The organism is Synechococcus sp. 'PEA 65AY6A-5F PE A', from assembly GCF_047462575.1.
Lineage (GTDB): Bacteria > Cyanobacteriota > Cyanobacteriia > Thermostichales > Thermostichaceae > Thermostichus.
This window is the reverse complement of the sequence record NZ_JAOALE010000003.1, coordinates 23237-41234: the sequence shown is the minus strand read 5'-3', so window position 1 is coordinate 41234 and position 17998 is coordinate 23237. Positions and strand designations below refer to the sequence as shown.

The following is a 17998-nucleotide window of genomic DNA, read 5'->3' as shown; positions in this document are numbered from 1 at the left end:
GGATCGGGGGTATGGCCAAGTTTGTCTTCATCACCGGCGGAGTCGTCTCCAGCATTGGCAAGGGGATCGTGGCAGCCAGCTTGGGGCGTCTGCTCAAGTCCCGCAACTACACCGTGTCGATTTTGAAGCTGGATCCCTACATCAATGTGGATCCCGGCACCATGAGCCCCTACCAGCATGGGGAAGTGTTCGTCACCGACGATGGCGCCGAGACAGACTTGGACTTGGGCCACTACGAGCGCTTCACCGACACCAACATGTCCAAGCTCAACAACGTCACCACCGGCGCCATCTACCAGGCGGTGATCTACAAAGAGCGGCGGGGGGATTACCAAGGCAGCACGGTGCAGGTGATCCCCCATGTTACCCAGGAGATCAAAGAGCGCATCCGGCGGGTGGCCCGCGAGACCAACCCCGACGTGGTGCTGGTGGAGGTGGGGGGCACGGTGGGGGATATCGAGTCTCTGCCCTTTTTGGAGGCCATCCGCCAATTTCGCAAAGATGTGGGCCGGGCCAATGTGGCCTATGTGCATGTTACCCTGGTGCCTCTCATCAAGGCGGCGGGGGAAATGAAAACCAAGCCCACTCAGCACTCAGTCAAGGAGCTGCGCTCGATTGGGATTCAGCCAGATGTGTTGGTGTGCCGCTGCGAGCAGCCCTTGCCCCGCAGCATCAAGGAGAAGATCTCCGAGTTTTGCGACGTGCCGGTGGAATGTGTTATCCAGGCCCAGGATGCCCCCAGCATCTACGATGTGCCCTTGGTGCTGGAGCAGGAAGGGTTGGCGCAGCGGGTTTTGCAGATCCTCAACCTGGAGCCGCAGCAGCCGGATCTGCGCGAGTGGGAGCTCCTGGTGCAGCGGCTGCACCACCCTCAAGAGCAAGTGGAGATCGCCATTGTCGGCAAATACGTGCGCCTTACCGACGCCTACCTCTCGGTAGCGGAAGCCCTGCGCCATGCGGGCCTGGCTCTCAATGCCGGCGTTACTTTGCGCTGGATCTCTTCTGAGGAAGTCGAGGAGCGGGGGCCAGAAGCCCTGCTGGCCGATGTAGACGGCGTGGTGGTGCCGGGTGGGTTTGGCAGCCGCGGCATCGAGGGCAAGGTGGCCACCATTCGCTACGTGCGCGAGCGGGGCATTCCCTTTCTGGGGCTGTGCCTGGGCATGCAGTGTGCGGTGATCGACTGGGGATGCAACATTGCCGGCCTGGAGCGGGCCAACAGCTATGAGTTCGATCCCGACACCCCCCACCCCGTCATCAGCCTGTTGCCAGAGCAAAAAGATGTGGAACATTTGGGGGGAACCCTACGCCTGGGCCTCTACCCCTGCCGCATTCTGCCCGACACCCTGGCGGCCAAGCTCTACGGTGAGACAATTGTTTATGAGCGCCACCGCCATCGCTATGAGTTCAACAACGCCTACCGCAGCCTATTCCTCGAGTCCGGCTACGTGATTAGTGGTGTCTCGCCCGATAACCGCCTGGTGGAAATTATCGAGCTGCCCAGCCACCCCTTTTTCATCGCCACCCAATTCCATCCCGAGTTTCGCTCCCGCCCCAACCGTCCCCATCCCCTCTTTTTGGGGCTGATCGAGGCTGCTTTGCGCAGCCGTTCCCGGCCGCAAGCCCTGCAGTTGCAGAACACAGGCTAGGGCATTGGGGTTAATTCAAGAGTTGTCGTTTCTAGCGCGCTATGCCCCGCCACCGAAAAAAGTCGGATTTGCCCAGCAAAATCTGTCTCACCTGCGGCAGGCCCTTCACCTGGCGCAAGAAGTGGGCCGACTGTTGGTCAGAGGTGAAATACTGTTCTGAGCGGTGTCGCAACCGTCGCCCCAAGGGATCTCTTCCAGCTAACGGTTAGGGCAGATAATGGGATCCCGGACGCAGGGGGGAAGGGTTGTCGATGCGGTTTCTCAAGTGGCTGTTGCACAATCCTCACGAAACCGAAGAGGAGGATCCCTTTTTGCGGGCCATCACCCGCATCGAAAGCCTGATCTCGAAGCTGCTTTCCATCTTGATGATCGGCCTGATTGTGGTGGCCGTGGTGGATTTGGCCCGCTTCCTGGTGGCCGATCTGCTGCGGGAGCCAACCGGGTTTTTCTCCACTACTTTGATCGAGATTTTCGGCCTTTTTTTGAATATCCTGATCGCGCTGGAGATTCTGGAGAACATTACCGCCTACTTGCAAAAGCAGGTGGTGCAGGTGGAGCTGGTGATTGTTACCTCTTTGATCGCGGTGGCGCGCAAGATCATTATTTTTGATTTTGAGAAGCTGGGGGGTCTAGATCTCATTGGGCTGGCAGCGGCAACGCTAGCCCTCTCCGTTAGCTACTGGCTGGTGCGGCGGGCCAAACCCCCATTCCGGTCGGGGGATGAGTAAGGCCGGACGGATCCTGGTAGGATAGGGGCGGAGCTTTCTGGCAAGAAACGTGCGCGTGCCCTCTGGCATCACCCACCTGTTCAAGCTGGCTTTGCTGGCAGTGCTGCTTTGGGTGGGATCCGGCGTTGTTTCGGCTCTGGCCCGCCCGCATTCTTCTTACGATTTGCTCCTGGCACAACAGTTGGGCAAAACCGTGAAAACCTACAACAGTCCTCCCCCCATGGTGATCGACCCGGCCAAGTCCTACACGGCCACGCTGGAGACCACCGCCGGCACGATGGTTTTGGAGCTGTTCCCGCAGGAAGCTCCCCTTGCCGTCAACAATTTTGTCTTTTTGGCCCGGGATCACTTCTACGATGGCGTCATCTTTCACCGTGTCATTCGGGGCTTCATGATTCAGGGCGGGGATCCCACCGGCACGGGGCGAGGCGGGCCGGGGTACCGCTTTCCCGATGAGCCGGTGCAGCGCCCCTACACGCGAGGAACCTTGGCCATGGCCAATGCCGGCCCCAACACCAACGGCAGCCAGTTTTTTATCATGCATGCCGACTATCCCCTGCCGCCCAACTACACCATCTTTGGGCAACTAATCGAGGGGGAGGACGTGTTGGATAAAATTGCTACTGCACCCACCGGCCCGCAGGATCGTCCCCTCAAGCCGGTGGAGATCAAGTCTGTTCGCATCTCGGAATCGAACTAGGTTGGGCCAATCCGGCAAAACAGTTTGGTTAAATTAACTTGGCCTCTGGCCCCATTTTTGCAACTTGCTCTATGGGGGACTCAGGTATGGAGTTCGCTAGGCCCCGGCGAATGTCCCCCCGCATTTTGGCTCTGGATTTTGATGGTGTGCTCTGCGACGGGCGGGCGGAGTATTTTGCCTCTTCCTGTCGGGTCTGCGCCCAGGTGTGGGGCCTTGCTCCTGCCCAGTTGGAGTCGTTGCGCCCTGCCTTCGACCGCCTGCGCCCGCTGATCGAGACCGGCTGGGAGATGCCCCTGCTGCTGTGGGGGCTGCAGCAAGGGATCCCCGAAGACGCTTTGCGCCAAGACTGGCCCGGCTGGCGGCAGCGGTTGTTGCAGGGAGCGGGGATCTCCGAGCAGGCTTTAGCCCAAAGGCTGGATGAGGTGCGGGATCGCTGGATCGAAGAAGATCTGCAGGGCTGGCTGGGGCTGCACCGCTTTTATCCGGGAGTGGCGGCTTGGATGCGCCAGATCCAGGCTGCTGGCGAGCCGCGCCTAGCCATTCTCAGTACCAAAGAGGGGCGCTTTATCCAGCAGCTTTTGCTCCGCGAAGGGATCCAACTGCCGCGCCACCGTATCCTGGGCAAGGAGGTGCGCGCCCCCAAGGCCACCACCCTCCGGCGGCTGCTAGCAGCGACCCAGGTAGCGCCTGAGGAACTCTGGTTTGTCGAGGATCGCCTGCAGACGCTGCGCCAGGTGCAAAGGGTGCCGGACCTGGAGCAGGTGCTCTTGTTTTTGGCTGCCTGGGGCTACAACCTGCCCGAAGAGCGGCAAGAGGCGGCGCGGGATCCCCACCTCCATTTGCTTAGCCTGGAACAGCTCTTCCAGCCCTTTGAGCAGTGGTTGGCTGCTCCTTCCCCCCGCCTTGCTATCAGCCCGGCCAGCCCGGAAGACTTGAGCCGGGCCCGGCTCACCCCTGGCCGGAAACGCCCGGAAGCCGGTTTGGCCTCGCTGGTGCTGACCTTGGTGGAGCTGCTGCGGCAGTTGATGGAAGCGCAAGTGGTGCGACAGATGGAGGCCAACCGCCTTTCTGCCGAGCAAATCGAGCGGGCCGGCAGCAGCCTCCAGGCCCTGCGGCAGCAAATTCGGCAACTCTGCGCCCTGCTGGAGATCGACCCGGCAGAGCTCAACCTAGATCTGGGGGATCTGGGCTCTCTCTTGCCCCGCCAGGGGGACTACTACCCCGGCCAACCCCACGGCGAGGGATCCCTGCTGGAACTGTTGGATCGGCTGATCAACACCGGGATCGTCATCGACGGCGAGATCGACCTGGGCTTGGCCGACTTAAGCCTCATCCACGCTCGCCTACGATTGGTGCTCACCTCCAGCGCCAAGCTTTCTTGAAACCAGGAAGTGTCGATGGAGACAATTGGGAGAAGAAATGCCAGAAGCAAGCTAGGGAGGCCGGAAATCGCGGTATGCTGGCTTTGGATCCCGTTAATCTCTCTTCATAGTCTTCCCCTATGGATGTCTTCGCCCCAACCGGAAACCTGCATGCCGGCGCCATTTGGCCGGAGGTGGTGGTTACCCTCACGCTGTTGATCGTCCTGGTGGTGGATTTGGTGGGTGGGTCGGCGGCGCGCAAAAGTCTTCCGGCCCTCTCCCTCTTTGGTTTGCTTGGGGCCTTGGTGACCTTGGTGTTGCAATGGCAGCAGCCCCAGTTGGAGAGCTTCTTGGGCAGCTTTGCCGCGGATCCGGTGAGCATTCTCTTCCGCGGCCTGGTGGTGGCGACGGCAGCCCTGACGGTGATGATGGCGGAGCGCTACTTCCTCCAGGCAGGCGCGCCTACGGGCGAGTTCTATGTGCTGCTCCTCACGGCCACCTTGGGGGGCATGTTCCTCGCCGGGGCGACGGATCTCATCATGGTGTTCGTCTCCTTGGAAACGCTGGGCATCGCCAGCTACCTGATGGCCGGCTACACCAAGCGGGATCCGCGTTCTTCCGAGGCGGCCCTGAAGTATCTGTTGACGGGGGCCAGCAGCACCGCTATCTTCCTCTACGGCATGTCGCTGCTTTATGGCCTGTCGGGGGGGCAGACCCAGTTGGCGGCTATTGCGCCCTACCTGGCCAATGCCGGGCTGGTGGGGATCCTCGCTTTGGTGTTCTGCCTGGGCGGCATTGGCTTTAAGCTGGCGGCGGTGCCTTTCCACCAGTGGACTCCTGATGTCTATGAGGGATCCCCGACGCCGGTGGTGGCCTTCTTGTCGGTGGGATCCAAGGCGGCAGGCTTTGCCCTGGCCATTCGCTTTTTGGCCACCGTCTTTCCGGCGATGACAGAAGAGTGGCGGGCGGTGCTCTCGGTGCTGGCCATTTTGACCATGGTGCTGGGGAATGTGGTGGCGATTGCCCAAACCCGCCTCAAACGACTGCTGGCCTATTCTTCTATTGGGCAGGCGGGCTTTGTCTTGATCGGTTTGGTGGCGGGCACCGAAGCGGGCTATGCCAGCTTGATTTTTTACCTGATGGTCTATTTGGCCATGAACCTAGGGGCTTTTCTGTGTGTCACCCTCTTCAGCCTCAAGACTGGCACCGACGAAATCAACGAGTACAGCGGCCTCTATCAGAAGGATCCCTTTCTCACCCTTTGCCTGAGCATTTGTCTGCTCTCCCTGGGCGGGTTGCCGCCGCTGGCCGGCTTTTTCGGCAAGCTCTATCTCTTCTGGGCCGGCTGGCAGGCAGGAGAATACACGCTGGTGCTGGTGGGCCTGGTGACTAGCGTCATCTCCATCTACTACTACGTGCGGGTGGTGAAAACCATGGTGGTAAAAGAGCCGCAGGAGATGTCGCTTTCGGTGCAAAACTACCCCCCAACCGACTGGCAGGCCGAGGGCATGCCGGCTTTGCGGGTGGGCATGGTGGTGACGCTGGTGGCCACCATCTTCGCTGGCATCCTCTCCAATCCTCTATTTACCCTCTCCACTCAGGCGGTGGAGCAAAGCCCGTTTTTCGGGTTCCCGACAGCCCAGGCTTTTGCTCCAGGGTCGGCCAGCCCTTCTCTGGCCGTTGCAGGATCTGCAGCTTTGCCTAGCCGCGGTTCCTAGACCTTCCTCAAGGGCGCCGCAAGGCACGGCTCCCTTACCCCCAGCCCTTCTCCCTTCGGAAGGGGAAATTTACTGGGACAATTGACCCGATGTTGTTGAGACGGTTTCTGGGCTATCTCAATTCCTGGGATCCCTGACCAGCAGCCGTCCACAACCAAACAGAATCTCAAATACCTTCTAGGCTGACATTGAGAAAGCGGGCGATCTCAGCGGCTTGGTTTTCGATCTCGGCCAGGGGAGGGGGCTGGCCGACACCGGTGAGGGGGATGTCGCCGCGTCCTTTTATGCGCAAGTAGATGGCGCGGCGAGGGTTGAAGCCCTCTCGCAGCTCCACCCGCAGGCTTTGCACCTCGGCAAAGTCGTATTCTAGGCGCACCTCGCGGTTTTTGCCCGGAAAGCCCTGCCGCACCAGGGTTATCTTCTGGGTGCGGCGGTCGAACTCGTTGTAGCCGCCCCCCAGGTTCCAGTACAGGCTCAGCCATTGATACAGCCCCGCCAGGGATCCGAGCACGCCGTAGAAGAGCATGGCAATGCCCTGGGGAATGAACACCAGGCTGGCGGGATCGGAAAAGGGGAGCAAGTTGCGGTGGAAATAGCTGGAAAGACCCGCCAGGGTAAAGCCCAGCCCACCCCCTGTCAGCGCCACCGCCCAAAAGTAGACGCTGGGCCGCCGCGACCCGATTACGGTGTAGCGCAGCAGGTCTTCCGAGCGAATTTCGGGAACAGTCGCAGACACAGACGGGATCCCTGTCGATTTTCCAAGTTGGCTTCTCCCATTTTATAGGCGGGGAGGAGCTTGCCCTGTGGAGCAGCAAGAGAGTTAGCATTTTTCCGCCGCCAACAACAAGAGCAGCCAGGGGGTTGGTCCTTTTGCAATCCAGCCTCAGGGGGGCGAAGCAGGAGAGGGGGTTAAGCGCTGCGGCCCTCTCCGCTTCTACGCTGGGATCGCCCTCAATTTAGGGCTGAGGCTCGCGCGGCGTCACAATTTCCCCTGCCCCTGGGGTGACGGCTGGAGGTTTAGAGTTGCCAGTGGCGCTGGGAGAGGGGTCGCCCTCAGGGGTGGGAGGAGGGGAAGGGGTCTGGTCTGGCTCGGCAACAGGAGGAGAAGGCTCAGGGTCGGGGGGCTCGGCTGCGGGAGTTGGGGTTGGCAAGGCAGCTTCCTGAGCCGTTCGCTCCCCAAAGGCCGAAAGGGCAATCGCCGCTTCCCCGCGGCTGACCGGCTCAAAGGGGTTAAACGTGCGGATGGGGCCGAAGGTGCGCAACACCGTGGAGGCATTCTCCAGGCTGCGATCCGCCACCAGGGGGGCAACGGCCTCGTCGGGGATCTGGGCCGCATCGGTAAAGCCCCAACGCTCCTCCAGCTCTGCTCGGGATCCCTTGATCTGGCCGGGCGGCAAATCCAGAGGTGCCTTCATGCGGATCAGCTCTGCCCGCGACAGCAGGCTGTTGGGGCGGAACTCGCGGTTGGCATCGCCGACCACCAGGCCGGCAGCTCCCAGGGCCTGGATGTAGCGAAAGTTGGGATCCTCCTCCGGCACATCCAAAAACAAGGGGCGCTCGCCAGCGGATCCCAAACGGATTTGGCGGCTGGGCTGGTCGGCGTGAATGGCGTTGTTGGCCAGCACCAACCAGCGGGCAAATTCGCCGCGACGAACGCTACGCTGCGGCTGAAACTCACTGCCAACAATATCGGCAAAGACACCCAGCCGATCCAGATCAGAGACAGCACGGGCCACCAGGGATCCGGGCTCCAGATCCGTGAAACGGCTGCTGACCTGGCTGGGCGGGGGCGTGAAGGAAGCAGGGGGGGTGGCAGGAGCAGAGGGGGAGCGGGATCCCGGCAGAGGCGTGGGCGTCTCCGGTCGGTCGGCGGAGAGAGGGGGAGGCAGGCCCACCGGTCGCACCGCTCTTTGCAGCCGCTCTCCCCACTCGGTTCCCTGACAGGCCGACAACAGCCCCAGCAGCAAGGCAAAACCAGCGGCCCTGAGCCAGGTGCCGGCTGGAGGCAGCGACCGCCTAGACTGCTTGAGCCGATTGAGCTGATGCTGCAATGCTTTCTCCCCCTCTACTGAGCCCATTTGCGGCTGAACTCCTCCAGCACATCCAACAAGTTCAGCAGGCTTTGCATCGGCAACAGATCCGCCAGGGGCAATTCTTTGCGCCCACCCCCCACTTTTACCGGGATCCGTTGCAAGATCTCCGTGACCGCGTCCTCATCCACCTTGCCTGCCCTCACCTGGGGGGCCAGTTGTTCTGCCAAGAGGGTGTGCAGATGGGCATCCCGCAGGTAGAGGTGCCAGCGGGCTACATCGATGTAAACTTCCTCGCCAATGGCAGCGGCCAACTGCTCGATCTCTGGGTTGCTGGGCACTTGGGCCATCGCTCAGCTCCGTCAGTGGTTGCCCTCTGCCGATCATAACTTGGGCCCACCTCAGGGAGAGCTGGCGGCAGAGCGGGCCGGTAGAGGCAGGGCGAAGTTCTCTTGCAACTGCCGCAGCAGCAACAGGTGTTCCAGCGCCAGGCGATCCCGTTCTGTGCGCAACTGGCTCAGTTGGGCCTGAATTTGACGGATATCGGCCTCGTCAGAGTCCCAGGTTTGCAACAGGCGGTAGAGGCGCTCTTGTTGGCTGGCAATCTGCCGGTTCAGGCGGGCCAAGCGGCGGCTGAACTCCCTATCCATTTCCTCGGCCAGCTCGAGGTCGGGCAGCAGAGCCAGGCGATCCCAATGGATGCCCAGGTCGGCCAAGGTGGGGAGGGGCGGATCCAACTCCTTAAGGAGGGGGAAATCGGGAAAAGGCGATAGCTCTATCTCGGGAGAGGCCGGTTGGTTTTGGGCGGGGGTGGAAGCCTGAGAGCCGGCCAGCGGTTGGGTGAGACGGGATCTGGGTGAGGGCAGGTTGGTGGGCTCCAGGGCATGGGGATAAGGACGTGAGTCCTGCGGCGCTGCGAAATGGCTGCCACTGGGGTCAGCCTGGGCCGACAAGGATCCCAGACTAACTAGCCAAAGGCAAACTGCCAAACCGCAAGCTCCGCGAACTGCTTTTTCCACCCTCCACTCCTCAATCTTTCTCAAGCCTGCTCAGAATCATTCCCAGCTCACCTCGTCGCCGAGGTTCGGCGTTGTCTCAAACAAAATTGAGTAGGCATCTTGTTTTTGCCCCGGCTCGAACAGATAGCGCTGGGCAACCCGGGCAGAGGCAGGCACGATGGCCACCCGCACCGGCGGCTCCTCTAGCGACACCAACGGCTGGGGATGCGACCAACGCCAGCCCGCCCAGCCGGCTCCCGCCAAGGCCACCCCAGCCGCTGCCACCCGTCCCCAAGGGGTGCCCCTGCACCGCCGCCAGCTCAGATCGAGCGCCGGCCTGCGGTCCAGCTCCTCGAACACGCGGCTGATCAGCAGCTCTGTTTGGCCAGGATCCAAAGTTGGGGCCTTGAGGTTGGCCAAGCCGGCCTGCAAGGCTGCCAGTTGGCTGTACAGTTGCCGCGCTTGGGGATCGCTGGCCAGCCAGTCTTCCACCTGCCGCGCCTCTTGGGGCGACAATTCCCCATCCAGGTAGGCGCTCAACTGTTCAAAGCGCTCCTCCACCAGCGGCAGTTCTGGCTGGGAGTCCTCGCGGTCGGGGTTAAGGTTGCCGCGAACCATGGTCATTCACCATCGAGGTAGGGTTTTAGGGTGGATTGTAAGCGGGCGCGGGCGCGGGCAATGCGAGACTTAACGGTGCCCAAAGACACTCCTGTGATCTCGGCAATTTCCTCGTAGGCCATCCCCTGAATTTCCCGCAGCAGGATTGTCTGGCGAAAAACCTGAGGCAGGTCGCGGACGGCTTGGTGCAATTGCTCGTAAAACTCGCAGGTGGTGAGGTGCTCATGGGGGCTAGGGCTCTCGCTGGGCAGCTCCCATTCCACCTCACTGTCCCGCATCGAAATCGGGGCATCCAAAGAAAGGGGCTGCTGCTGCCGTTTGCGCTTGCGCAGCTCGTCATAGAACAGGTTGGTGGCAATCCGCCCCAACCAACTGCGAAACTTCGCCGGCTCCTGCAGCCGCTTTAGGTGGCGGTAGGCCCGGATCCAGACTTCCTGGGCCAGGTCGTGCCGGTCAGGCCAGTCGGGGGCCAGGTGGTAGAGCACCTTGTCCACATAGGCCTGGTGACGGCGTATCAGCTCAGCGAAGGCCTCGCGGTGGGGCCGGGATCCCTGCTGGCAGAGCAGCACCAGATCCACGTCAGCGAGCTTTTCGGGCCGCACAGGCACGTCCTTCACCCAGACCGACCAGCGCTGGCCACTGATGTCGCTGAGGGCAGCATCCATAGGTACCCATAGATTATCGAAGGACAACGACGGAGGGATCCCCTCCCAAGCAGAACCTCTGTTAGCTAGACGATAATGGCGCAGTTTGAGTTCCTCCCGCTCGGCCCCCACTCCCCAAACTCAAGGCAGCTGCAAAGGTTCCAGAGGCCGCAGCGGCTACAAGCTCTCGGATTTTGGGGCAGGGGACCCGACCTAGGGCGAACACTCTGCAGGATAGCCCTTGAGCCGGCGACTGGGCTACAGTGGGCTTGCGCTAGGGTCAACCGGCATGAATTCTGATGTCTCTGCTGCCCTCCTCTCCGAGCTCAAGGCGGTGCCGACGCTGGCCCAACTCTCAGCAGCCTCTCTGCAATGGTTGGGATCCCAGGTGAAGCTGCGGGATATTGCGGCAGGACAGGCGCTCTTGATGCAGGATGCCTGGGGCAACGTCGTTTATTTGATCCTCTCTGGCTGGGCCAAGGTGCGGCGGTCTGTGGGGATTCGCACAGCAGAAGGGACACAAGACAGCGCCCAAACCCTGGCTTTGCTCGGGCCGGGCGCTTGGGTGGGGGAAATGGCGGTGCTGGACGAAGCCCCCCGCTCGCGGGATGTGCTGGCCCTGACCCCGCTGCGGGCGGCCGGGATCCCGGCGGCCACCTTCAAGGCGCTGATGCTGCAGGAGCCGCACCTGTGTTATCGCCTGGCTTGCAGCCTCTCCCGCCGCCTGCGCCTGGCCAATTTGCAGGCCGATCTGGATCGACAAAGCCCCCCGCTGCGGGTGGTGCATGCGCTGGTACAACTGGCAGAGGCCTTTGGCGAGAAAACCGAGCAGGGCGTGCGCATTGTTTACCCTCCCCTCCAGGATTTGGCCGATATCAGCCAGGTCAGCCGGGAGGTAGCGGCGGCGGTGCTGGGCCGCCTGCAACAGCAAGGGGTGATTCAGGTGTTGCCGGAGCACCAGTCTCTGCTGCTGGTGCAGTACGCCAAACTGGTAGAGGCCACCCGCCTGCTCTAGGTGCATCCGTCCTGTTTTGGAGACTGCCCATGCGCCCCCGGCCCATCCCGCCCCGGCCCGGACAAGAATCCGTCTGGGACTACCCGCGCCCGCCCCGCCTGGAGCCAACCGCCGAGCGGGTGGAAGTTTTCTTTAATGGCGAGCTCATCGCCCACAGCTGCCGCTGCTACCGCATCCTGGAAACCAGCCACCCGCCCACCTACTACATCCCCCCCGCCGATGTGCGGCTGGAGTATCTCCGCCCCAGCGCCCGCACCTCCTTCTGCGAGTTCAAAGGATCTGCCCGCTACTGGACGGTGCAAGTTGGATCCCAGGTGGCCGTGGATGCCGCCTGGAGCTATCCGGATCCCAGCCCGGAGTTTTGGCCCATCCGCGACCACCTCGCTTTTTATGCGGGCCGCGTGCAGGAGTGCCGGGTGGATGGAGAACGAGTCCGGCCCCAGCCGGGAGATTTCTACGGCGGCTGGATTACCTCCAAGGTCGTAGGCCCCTTCAAGGGGGAGCCGGGGAGCTGGGACTGGTAGGCTCTAGGCAAGAGGGGATCCCTTTTGCCGAGGAAAAGGACTACAGTTAAGTCGATAGGGGTCAGGTGTCCAAAGACGCCTTGACGCGAGCAGGAAAGCGGACAAAAGCCATGACGGTGCGGGTGCCCCTCGACTACTACCGGGTTTTGATGCTGTCACCACGGGCGGACGAGCATCAGATCGAGCAGGCCTACCGAGAGCGGCTCGATCCCAAGCCGGGCGAGCGCTCTTGGCTGCTGGGGTTTTCGCCGCAGGCCGTGGAAGCTCGCGCTCAGCTTATTCAAGAGGCAGCCTCGGTGTTGCTTAACCCAGAGGCGCGACAAAACTACGACGAACACCTGACACCGGCGGATCCCACCCTGACGGTGGAAGAGCCCCTCTTGCCAGGAGTGCTGTGTTTGTATTGCGAAGTCGGAGAGTACCAAGCGGCCTTAGATTTGGCTCAACAGATGCTGGAGCAGGGCCACCCTGCCCGTTCTGACGCCATTTTGGCGCGGGCCATCGCCCGGTTGGAGCTGGGCCGGGAAGCCTGGCAACAGGGATCCTACGAAGAGGCGGCACGCTCTCTGCAGGCGGGCCTGGCGGAGCTGGAGGAGTATCAGGCTTTTCCGCAGCTGCAAGCAGAGCTCCGCCTTGATCTGGGCAAGCTGCGTCCCTACCGCATTTTGCAGCTCCTCAGCCTTGAGACTAGCGCCCCCGCCCAAATCGGCAAAGAGGCGCTTGCCGATCCTGTCCTGGCGCGGCAGCAAGGGCTTGCCCTCCTGAAAGCCATGCTGGACGAGCGGGGTGGCATTGAAGGAAGTGGGCAGGATGGCTCTGGCCTCAGCACAGAAGATTTCTTGCGCTTCATCCAGCGGGTGCGCCGTCACCTTACTCTCCAAGAACAGCAGGAGCTGTTTGAGCGAGAGGCCGAGCGTCCCTCGCTGGTGGCCGCCTACTTGGCCGTGCAGGTGTTGCTGGCAGCAGGCTATCTGGAAAAACGTCCGGCCTTGGTGCGGCGTGCCCGCGGCTACTTGGCCCGCCTGGCCCAGCGGCAGGATGTCCATCTGGAGCAGGCCATCTGCAGCCTGTTGCTGGGGCAGACCGAGGAGGCGCTTGACCATCTGCGCTCCAGCCAAGAAACAGAGGCCCTGCAGTTTATCGAAGAACACTCCGCCGGCTCCCCTGACCATCTGCCGGGTCTGTGCCGCTTCACAGAAAGGTGGTTTCAAGAGGAGGTGTTCCCAGAGTTTCGCGGCCTGGAAACTGCCCAAGCAACCTTGCAAGCTTACTTCGACAACCCCCAGGTTCAGGCTTACCTGGACGAGATGCCCAGTCGCGAGAGCTCGCCGGCGGGGACGCTATCTCCCCCATCTTTCCACCCCGCACCCCATTTGCCTGCTATGGTGGGTGGCCCACGCCTAACTGAGCAAACACAAGAATCGCCTCGCCCGCCCGCCCCCTTTCCGCGGGGAGGGACAGCGCCTCCTCCAGAGCCCCCGCGTATGTCCGATTTGCCCGCCTACCGGCGCGGCGAGGGGCCGGCCAAGCCCCCCTTCGAGGAAGGGATCCCACACGCCCACGAGTGGGGATCGCAGGAGGTGGAGCGTTACCGCCGCAGCCGCCTGGGATCCCGCCGTGGTCGGGGTGAGCGCCCTGCCATTCCCCTCGGCATCGGCTTGGCCGGAGTGGTCGGCGTGGGCATCCTCTCCCTGCTGGTGATCTGGCAGATGCTGAGGAGCCTGTTCACGCCGCCAGCGCCGCCGCTGGAGCAGCCCCAGGTGCAACTGGAGCAGCCGCCGGTTGCCATCGACGCTTCGGGCCAGCCAGAACCCACGCCTGAGCCTGAATTGACCGGCCCTCTGGCCGAGTGGCGGGGTGTGCGACAGGTGCGGGTGATTGCCAATGAGGGCATTAACATTCGCCAGCAGCCCAGCCTGACTGGGGCTATCGTCGGGGCCGCCCCGCGCCAAGCTTTGCTGCGGGTGGTAGAGGTGCAGGCTGGCGAAGGACAGGTGCCTGTCTGGTTGCGCGTTGAGCGAGAGGGGGCCCCAGGGGGATGGGTCGCTGCCCAATCCGGCTCAACCCGTCTGGTGGAGCGACTCTAAGCCTTTCCTGCTGCCAGCTTCCGTTCTCCTTTTGGGGGATAACCTGTCTCCCGTTTGCCTGCAGTGGATATTCTGCGCAATGCCCCGCTGGGAATCTACCTGGAAGAGCCGCGCACCTGGCTGCACCGCCTCGATCCGCGCGTGAAGCTGGCCTGGCTGCTCAGCTTTCTGCTCAGCCCAATTTTGGCTGGCAATGGCTGGCGCCTGGCCGTGGTGGCGGTTCTGTTGTTCTTGACGGTGGCAGCCCGCCTGCCGCGTCGGGTCTGGTCGGGCCAGCTCTCGCTGGTGTTAGCCCTCAGCCTGCTCACTTTTGGGATCACCAGCTTCGCTCCCGATGGGTTGGGGGTTTTCCCGCAGCCGCAGCGGCAGGACGCGCAGGTGGTGGGCTATGGGCTCATCCCCGGCTATGACGGGGGGGTGGAAGAGGGATCCCGCGCAGCAGCCAAGCGGGCCTGGCGGGAGCAAACCCGTGCCTGGCCGACTCCCTACCGCTACCGCTTGCTGCAGGTTTCCCTAGGGGAGCGAACCTTTCAGGTGTCCCGCCGTTCCCTGTCGGTGGCTTTGCGGCTGGGCACCCTCATCTTTACGCTGCTCTACGCCACCAATTTGTTTTTGCTGACCACAGCCCCAGAAGAGATCACAGAGGGGATCGGCCACCTGGTGCAGCCTCTAAAACGCTGGGGATGGCCAGTTGCGGAGGTGATCCTCACTCTCACCTTGGCGCTGCGCTTTCTGCCGCTGGTGATGGAGGAGGTGCAAAACCTGGTGCGGGCGGTGCGCACCCGCGATGTCCGCTGGGGATCCCTCAGCTTCCGGGGCGGGATCCAAACCCTGCTGGCTCTGGTGGAGCGCTTTTTTGAAAACCTGCTCCTGCGGGCAGAGCAGACAGCCATGGCCATGCAGGCGCGTGGGCTGACCGGCCCCGACCACCCCTTGCGCTGGCACCGCCTACACCTGCGGCAGCTAGATCGCGGGGCGCTGGCCCTGCTGCCCCTGTTTTGGCTGCTGAGGGCCTTGTCCCCCTGAGGCTACGGCCGGGGGACGCAGTTCCTTGCCAGCCAGCGGCAGGAGCAGCCGGGCAACGGAGCGCCCATCCCCAGAGGAATAGAAGGAGAGCTGCCCTCCCATCCGCTGCAGTAGCCGTTGGCACAGGCCAAGTTCCAGGCCGGGGCTCGCCGAGAGCGGCGATTGGAAGAGGGGATCGGCGTAGATGACCTGTTGCGGATCCCATTGCAAGGCCGTCAGCAGGTGGGGATCGAAGCTGCCCTGATCCACCACCAGCAGCTCTGCATAGCCCTCTGTGGCTTGGCTCCACAGATCCAGCCGCCCCCCCTCCGGGCTGCGCAAGGCAGCGGCCAGCAGCACTTCCCAGAGGATCATCTCCAATCGCCCGACATCGCCCTGGACGACGAGGCTGAGGTCGCCGTGGGCGCGCGGCCACAGCTTGCGTTTTTGGGTCAGGCCCTCCACTCGGCGCAGGCTTTTGCGCACCAAGGTTGCTAGGGGCACCGACAGCAACTGCGGCTGCACCTGCCACGTTTCCGTCTGCAACAGCGGCTCGGCGAAGACGGCCAGATCCCGCAGCTCCCTGCCGATTTCCACCACCTTTTGCCAGCGGGTGGCCTCATCTCCCCGGATGCCCGGCACTTGGCCAAGGCGGCGCAGGCCGTCCAGCAGGGCATTTTGCAGATCCAGCAGGCGGCGGTGCTTGTACCAATTCAACTCGCTGAGCACCTCCTGCCGCTCCTGCAAAGTTTGCACCCAAAGCAAGCGCCGCAGCGTCCAGCCACAGGTTTGGGCCATCAACGTCACAGCCGCCTGCTCCTCTGCCTCCCAGACTCTGTCCGCCTCTGCTCCCAGGATCAAAACCCCCAGGGGCTCCGGCAGCGAGGGATCCGTCTCCCCCAAGGGCACCAGCAGCCAGGATCCCAGGCCCACCGAGTTTAACCAGGCGCGGCTGGCAGCCGGGATCTGGTCTTGGGCAAGCGGGAGGGGACCCCTCGCCTGCAGCGCAGCGGCCAGCAAGGGATCCTGCCGATTGATCTCAGTGGGGCCGCTGGGGCAGAACTCGGGGGCAGCGGCAAAGGGCGGCTGCAAGCAGGCCCGGCTCTCCCCCGGCTGCCAACTGACCACCAGCGCCAAAGGGATCTGGAGGAGTTGGGCCGCCTGTTGGGCGATGGTGGCGTAGAGAGCCTCAGGGGTGGCCAGGTTTTGCAAAGTCAGACAAGTGGCGATCAGGCCGCTGAGCAAGTGCTCTTGCCGTTCCTGCCGTTGCTGAGACCGAAGTTGCCGCAGGAGCAATCCCACTTGTTGGGCAGTCCCGCGCAGCAGTTGCCGTTCTTCTCGGCTCCAAGCCCTTGGCCGCGGGTGGAGCACTAGGATCAGCCCTTCGGGGGTGGCAGTGCCGCTGGCGCCGGTATGAGTCAGCATGAGGGAGCGCACCCCCAAAGGGGCCAGTTCTTGCCGCCAGGAGAGCAGGCGCAGATCCTGGTCGTAGTTTTCCGCCGCCACCACCTCGCTGCGCAGCAGATCCTGCCAGTCTTGCTCGCTTAAGGAGCTGAACTGCGGCGGCAGAGCCTGCTTGCCCTCGCTGCGGTACTCGGAGAAGAGGCGGGGGTTCGGCCTATCGGGATCCACTGTCAGGACGGCCACCGCACTGGCTTGCAGACGCTGGCCCAGGCCGACGACGGCTTGCTGGAGAGCCTGCGGCAGCTCCGCCGGGTTGTAAAGCGAACGGCCCACCTGCTGCACAAACTCTTGCTCGTCGGCCAACTGGCGGATGCGGCGATCCAGATTTTCCAGGGGGGCGGCTAAGGCCAGCCCATTGGCGGCGGCGGCCACCAACTGGCGCTCCACAGCTTGCCAGGTGCGGGGCACATCCGATTGCACCCAAATGAACCCCAGCAGATCTTTCTCCAGCAAGATGGGGGCGGCCAAGGCCGCCTGGGCCCGCAACTGCTGCATCAGCTTGAGGGGGATCTCGGAGCGGGTCGTCCCTGTGCCGCCTACCACCACCTGGCCATCGGCGAGGGTGTAGTACATATCTCCCAACTCCCGCAGCGAAAGGCCGCCATCTCCTGGCGACGCTGCTCCTGCTTTGGCCTCTTTGGACATGGGGGCAGGAGTAGGTGGCTGGCTGGGTCTAGAGGCGCTTCCATGGGGAACAAACCGCCCCCGGCTGCGCTCGTGCCAGTACACCTGGATATGGACGGCGCCCAGGCAAGTCTGCAGCTCCTGCCTCACCAGGCTGACCCGTTCCTGCAGGGATCCCGCCTGGCATATCGCCGTTCCCAGCCTCAGGAGCGAATCCTCAAGGCGTTTTTCGCTCTGCTGCCTCCAGGCATTTTCCAGCTCCTGCAAAGAGGCGGCCAACTGGCCCAGCAAAATCCCCAGGAGCGCTTTCTCTTCCTCGCGGGTGGTAACCCCCCACATCTGGGATCCCAGCATCAGGATCCCCAGGCAGCGCCGCCGCCCTGCTGCTGAAAAGGGGTAGATGAAGCAGCCTTGGATCCCGCCCAGGCGCCTGGCTTCCCGCTGCCAAAGGCCCATGCGCGGCTCCTGGGAAAGATCGGGCACGCTGATGGGCCGCTGCTCGATCACCACCTGCTCCAAGATCTCCCCCGGCTGCAGGGGATGCACCCCTCGCAAGAGAGTTGGCTCCTCCACAAGGCTAAACCCTCCCTGACCCAGCAACTGGTGATTTTGATAGTCATAAAAGGCCAGCCAGATCAGCGGCGCCCCAAACACCGCCTTGACATACTCCAGCGTGAGCTGAATGAGGGCATTGGCATCGCTCTGCTCCCGCATCTGTTGCAAGGTTGCCTGTAGGGCAACTAGGGGAGAGATGGCCCCAGCTCCACTGGAAGAATAGGGGGAAGGAGGTTGAACCATGGCCCGACGTGGGTTATGCAGGTTTCTGCAGAGGGAAA

At 62.8% G+C, this 17998-nt stretch carries 17 protein-coding genes; 10 read left to right on the top strand and 7 right to left on the bottom strand.

Going from position 1 to position 17998, the window contains the following annotated elements; translation table 11 throughout:
* Window positions 1-11 precede the first annotated feature (11 nt).
* The 6 genes from GG26_RS01760 to GG26_RS01735 all read left to right on the top strand — a co-directional run bounded on the left by GG26_RS01760 (window position 12) and on the right by GG26_RS01735 (window position 6153).
* Window positions 12-1646, top strand: coding sequence for a CTP synthase (locus tag GG26_RS01760; RefSeq protein ID WP_414388609.1), 1635 nt, complete (start codon window positions 12-14; stop codon window positions 1644-1646).
* A 41-nt stretch (window positions 1647-1687) separates the two neighbouring features.
* Complete coding sequence (locus GG26_RS01755; protein WP_071813515.1) at window positions 1688-1855, top strand: DUF2256 domain-containing protein; 168 nt, start codon at window positions 1688-1690, stop codon at window positions 1853-1855.
* 42 nt (window positions 1856-1897) lie between these two features.
* Entirely contained in the window at window positions 1898-2374 is a 477-nt protein-coding gene (locus tag GG26_RS01750) for a phosphate-starvation-inducible PsiE family protein (RefSeq protein ID WP_011430326.1), read from the top strand.
* Window positions 2375-2594: 220 nt separating this feature from the next.
* Window positions 2595-3074, top strand: coding sequence for a peptidylprolyl isomerase (locus GG26_RS01745; protein WP_011430327.1), 480 nt, complete (start codon window positions 2595-2597; stop codon window positions 3072-3074).
* Between the two features lie 110 nt (window positions 3075-3184).
* Window positions 3185-4456 (top strand): gas vesicle protein GvpJ, encoded by a 1272-nt coding sequence (gene gvpJ, locus GG26_RS01740; RefSeq protein WP_228375199.1) that lies wholly within the window; start codon window positions 3185-3187, stop codon window positions 4454-4456.
* A 119-nt stretch (window positions 4457-4575) separates the two neighbouring features.
* Window positions 4576-6153: an NAD(P)H-quinone oxidoreductase subunit N gene (locus tag GG26_RS01735; RefSeq protein WP_414388606.1), complete on the top strand. Its 1578-nt coding sequence runs from the start codon at window positions 4576-4578 to the stop codon at window positions 6151-6153.
* A 166-nt stretch (window positions 6154-6319) separates the two neighbouring features.
* On the opposite strand, the gene GG26_RS01730 is transcribed toward GG26_RS01735, so the two are convergent.
* From GG26_RS01730 to GG26_RS01705, 6 genes are all read right to left on the bottom strand, one after another.
* On the bottom strand, window positions 6320-6889 hold the full coding sequence (locus GG26_RS01730; protein ID WP_099812104.1) for a photosystem I assembly protein Ycf4: 570 nt from the start codon (window positions 6887-6889) through the stop codon (window positions 6320-6322).
* A gap of 220 nt (window positions 6890-7109) precedes the next feature.
* Complete coding sequence (locus GG26_RS01725) at window positions 7110-8231, bottom strand: S-layer homology domain-containing protein (RefSeq protein ID WP_099883948.1); 1122 nt, start codon at window positions 8229-8231, stop codon at window positions 7110-7112.
* The gene (locus GG26_RS01720; RefSeq protein WP_011430332.1) at window positions 8219-8533 is read right to left on the bottom strand and encodes a DUF3181 family protein; all 315 of its coding nucleotides are present in this window, start codon (window positions 8531-8533) and stop codon (window positions 8219-8221) included. The genes GG26_RS01725 and GG26_RS01720 overlap by 13 nt, the downstream gene beginning before the upstream one ends.
* A gap of 51 nt (window positions 8534-8584) precedes the next feature.
* A complete protein-coding gene (locus tag GG26_RS01715) occupies window positions 8585-9172 on the bottom strand; it encodes a hypothetical protein (RefSeq protein WP_414388603.1) in 588 nt (195 codons plus the stop codon).
* 66 nt (window positions 9173-9238) lie between these two features.
* A complete protein-coding gene (locus GG26_RS01710; protein ID WP_071813516.1) occupies window positions 9239-9805 on the bottom strand; it encodes an anti-sigma factor family protein in 567 nt (188 codons plus the stop codon).
* Window positions 9802-10464, bottom strand: coding sequence for a sigma-70 family RNA polymerase sigma factor (locus GG26_RS01705; protein ID WP_011430335.1), 663 nt, complete (start codon window positions 10462-10464; stop codon window positions 9802-9804). Before GG26_RS01705 ends, GG26_RS01710 begins: the two co-directional genes overlap by 4 nt.
* Window positions 10465-10732: 268 nt before the next feature.
* Here GG26_RS01705 and GG26_RS01700 point away from each other — a divergent pair, with 268 nt between their 5' ends.
* From GG26_RS01700 to GG26_RS01685, 4 genes are all read left to right on the top strand, one after another.
* Complete coding sequence (locus GG26_RS01700; RefSeq protein ID WP_099812102.1) at window positions 10733-11458, top strand: Crp/Fnr family transcriptional regulator; 726 nt, start codon at window positions 10733-10735, stop codon at window positions 11456-11458.
* 29 nt (window positions 11459-11487) lie between these two features.
* Window positions 11488-11982, top strand: a complete 495-nt coding sequence (locus GG26_RS01695; protein WP_011430337.1) for a DUF427 domain-containing protein — start codon at window positions 11488-11490, stop codon at window positions 11980-11982.
* A 65-nt stretch (window positions 11983-12047) separates the two neighbouring features.
* A complete protein-coding gene (locus GG26_RS01690; protein WP_414388600.1) occupies window positions 12048-14069 on the top strand; it encodes an SH3 domain-containing protein in 2022 nt (673 codons plus the stop codon).
* 63 nt (window positions 14070-14132) lie between these two features.
* On the top strand, window positions 14133-15095 hold the full coding sequence (locus GG26_RS01685) for an energy-coupling factor transporter transmembrane component T family protein (protein WP_011430339.1): 963 nt from the start codon (window positions 14133-14135) through the stop codon (window positions 15093-15095).
* Here the strand turns inward: GG26_RS01685 and GG26_RS01680 are convergent.
* On the bottom strand, window positions 15033-17960 hold the full coding sequence (locus tag GG26_RS01680) for a GAF domain-containing protein (RefSeq protein ID WP_099812101.1): 2928 nt from the start codon (window positions 17958-17960) through the stop codon (window positions 15033-15035). The two genes, GG26_RS01685 and GG26_RS01680, sit on opposite strands and share 63 nt — an antisense overlap.
* Window positions 17961-17998: the final 38 nt, after the last annotated feature.

Excerpts from the sequence above, each read along its gene's own strand:
- GG26_RS01760 (WP_414388609.1), top strand. The coding sequence starts at position 12 with ATGGCCAAGTTTGTCTTCATCACCGGCGGAGTCGTCTCCAGCATTGGC.
- GG26_RS01755 (WP_071813515.1), top strand. The coding sequence starts at position 1,688 with ATGCCCCGCCACCGAAAAAAGTCGGATTTGCCCAGCAAAATCTGTCTC.
- GG26_RS01750 (WP_011430326.1), top strand. The coding sequence starts at position 1,898 with ATGCGGTTTCTCAAGTGGCTGTTGCACAATCCTCACGAAACCGAAGAG.
- GG26_RS01745 (WP_011430327.1), top strand. The coding sequence starts at position 2,595 with ATGGTGATCGACCCGGCCAAGTCCTACACGGCCACGCTGGAGACCACC.
- gvpJ (WP_228375199.1), top strand. The coding sequence starts at position 3,185 with ATGTCCCCCCGCATTTTGGCTCTGGATTTTGATGGTGTGCTCTGCGAC.
- GG26_RS01735 (WP_414388606.1), top strand. The coding sequence starts at position 4,576 with ATGGATGTCTTCGCCCCAACCGGAAACCTGCATGCCGGCGCCATTTGG.
- GG26_RS01725 (WP_099883948.1), bottom strand. The coding sequence starts at position 8,231 with ATGGGCTCAGTAGAGGGGGAGAAAGCATTGCAGCATCAGCTCAATCGG.
- GG26_RS01720 (WP_011430332.1), bottom strand. The coding sequence starts at position 8,533 with ATGGCCCAAGTGCCCAGCAACCCAGAGATCGAGCAGTTGGCCGCTGCC.
- GG26_RS01710 (WP_071813516.1), bottom strand. The coding sequence starts at position 9,805 with ATGACCATGGTTCGCGGCAACCTTAACCCCGACCGCGAGGACTCCCAG.
- GG26_RS01705 (WP_011430335.1), bottom strand. The coding sequence starts at position 10,464 with ATGGATGCTGCCCTCAGCGACATCAGTGGCCAGCGCTGGTCGGTCTGG.
- GG26_RS01700 (WP_099812102.1), top strand. The coding sequence starts at position 10,733 with ATGAATTCTGATGTCTCTGCTGCCCTCCTCTCCGAGCTCAAGGCGGTG.
- GG26_RS01695 (WP_011430337.1), top strand. The coding sequence starts at position 11,488 with ATGCGCCCCCGGCCCATCCCGCCCCGGCCCGGACAAGAATCCGTCTGG.
- GG26_RS01680 (WP_099812101.1), bottom strand. The coding sequence starts at position 17,960 with ATGGTTCAACCTCCTTCCCCCTATTCTTCCAGTGGAGCTGGGGCCATC.